This window comes from Aromatoleum toluolicum, assembly GCF_012911005.2.
Taxonomy (GTDB): Bacteria; Pseudomonadota; Gammaproteobacteria; order Burkholderiales; family Rhodocyclaceae; genus Aromatoleum; species Aromatoleum toluolicum.
Window position 1 is genome coordinate 1 of record NZ_WTVS01000168.1, and the last position, 1,903, is coordinate 1,903.

The 1,903-nt window shown below is 64.8% G+C and carries 2 protein-coding genes; both read left to right on the plus strand.

What is annotated here, in order from left to right; translation table 11 throughout:
* Positions 1–110: 110 nt before the first annotated feature.
* A complete protein-coding gene (locus GPA27_RS28170; protein WP_169143713.1) occupies positions 111–914 on the plus strand; it encodes an acyl-CoA dehydratase activase in 804 nt (267 codons plus the stop codon).
* Positions 915–945: 31 nt separating this feature from the next.
* Complete coding sequence (gene bzdQ, locus GPA27_RS28175) at positions 946–1,860, plus strand: benzoyl-CoA reductase, bzd-type, subunit Q (protein WP_169143714.1); 915 nt, start codon at positions 946–948, stop codon at positions 1,858–1,860.
* Positions 1,861–1,903: the final 43 nt, after the last annotated feature.

Here is a 1,903-nt window from a genome sequence, read left to right on the forward strand (position 1 = left end):
GCGTAAACCCATCCCCACCCCAGCCCTCCCCTTGAAGGGGAGGGAGTTCACCCCGCGACAGCGCGCCCGAAGAATCGTACAAGCAATGCCAACGAGATGAGGACAGGAAGATGATCACAGCAGGAATCGACATGGGTTCGCGCAGCGTGAAGGTCGTGCTGCTCGAAGAGCTGGACCTGGAAGGCAAGCCGCAGCTGGTGGTGAAGAAGGCGCACATGATGCTGCCGGGCGACCTCGACGCGGATCAGGCCGCCGAACAGGCCTACGACGCAGCGTTGCAGGCCGCGGGCGTCACCCGCGATCAGGTGAAGTCGGTGTTTGCCACCGGCGCCGGCCGCAGCCAGGTCGCCTTCGCCAACGAAGGCGTCACCGAGATGACCGCTGGCGCGCGCGGCGCGGTGTACATGTACCCGCAGGCCCGCACCGTCGTGGACGTCGGTGCTGAGGAAGGTCGCGGCATCAAGACCGACTCGGACGGCAAGGCGATCGACTTCGCCGGCAACGAGAAGTGCGCCGCCGGCGCCGGCTCCTTCGCCGAGGCGATGAGCCGCGCGCTGCAGCTGTCGCTCAAGGAGTTCGGCGAGGCGAGCCTGAAGTCGGACAAGAGCATCCCGATGAACGCGCAATGCACGGTGTTCGCGGAATCCGAAGTGGTGTCGCTGATCCACTCCTCGACGCCGAAGGAAGACATCGCCAAGGCGGTGCTGGATGCGGTGGCGAGCCGGGTGTGCGCGATGGTCCGTCGCGTCGGCATCGAAGGCAACGTCGTGCTGATCGGCGGCATGGGTCACAACCCCGGGTTCGTCGCTTCGCTGAAGAACGCGATGGAGGTGGACGAGGTGCTGCTGCCCGAGTTGCCCGAATACGCCAGCGCGCTGGGCTGCGCGCTGATCGCGGCCGAGCGCCTGCACTGAACCGACCGGACACGACTTGAGGAGCAAGCAAATGAATGCAGGAATCGACGCAGTAAAGCTGGCCACCGCCGTCCCCGAGAAGAAGGAATTCTGGCGCTGGCAGGAAAACACCTGGTTCGACGAGACCAAGAACTGGAAGGACGCCAAGATCATCACCTGCGGCATCGACGTCGGCTCGGTGTCCTCGCAGGCGGTGCTGGTGTGTGACGGCGAGCTGTACGGCTACAACAGCATGCGCACCGGCAACAACTCGCCGGACTCGGCCAAGAACGCCCTGCAGGGCATCATGGACAAGATCGGCATGAAGCTCGAGGACATCCACCATGTCGTCGGCACCGGCTACGGCCGGGTGAACGTGCCCTTCGCCCACAAGGCGATCACCGAGATCGCCTGCCATGCCCGCGGCGCGAACTACATGGGCGGCAACAAGGTCCGCACCATCCTCGACATGGGCGGCCAGGACTGCAAGGCCATCCACTGCGACGAAAAGGGCAAGGTCACCAACTTCCTGATGAACGACAAGTGCGCAGCCGGTACCGGTCGCGGCATGGAAGTCATCTCCGACCTGATGCAGATCCCCATCGCCGAGCTGGGCCCGCGCTCCTTCGAAGTCGACGAGGAGCCGGAAGCGGTGTCGTCGATCTGCGTGGTGTTCGCGAAATCCGAGGCGCTGGCGCTGCTCAAGGCCGGCTACACCAAGAACAAGGTGATCGCGGCTTACTGCCAGGCGATGGCCGAGCGGGTCGTGAGCCTGCTGGAGCGGATCGGTGTCGAGGAAGGCTTCTTCATCACCGGCGGCATCGCGAAGAACCCGGGCGTCGTGAAGCGCATCGAGAAGCTGCTGGGCATCAAGGCCGTCGACACCAAGATCGACAGCCAGATCGCCGGCGCGCTGGGCGCGGCACTGTTCGGCTACACGCTGATGCAGAAGCAGGGCGCCAAGTAATTGGTGCCAGGGCCACGACCGTCGCCGGAACCCGCCTGAGGTA

Bases quoted from the DNA above. Each gene is read 5' to 3' on its own strand.
- bzdQ (WP_169143714.1), top strand. From the start codon at position 946: ATGAATGCAGGAATCGACGCAGTAAAGCTGGCCACCGCCGTCCCCGAG.
- GPA27_RS28170 (WP_169143713.1), top strand. From the start codon at position 111: ATGATCACAGCAGGAATCGACATGGGTTCGCGCAGCGTGAAGGTCGTG.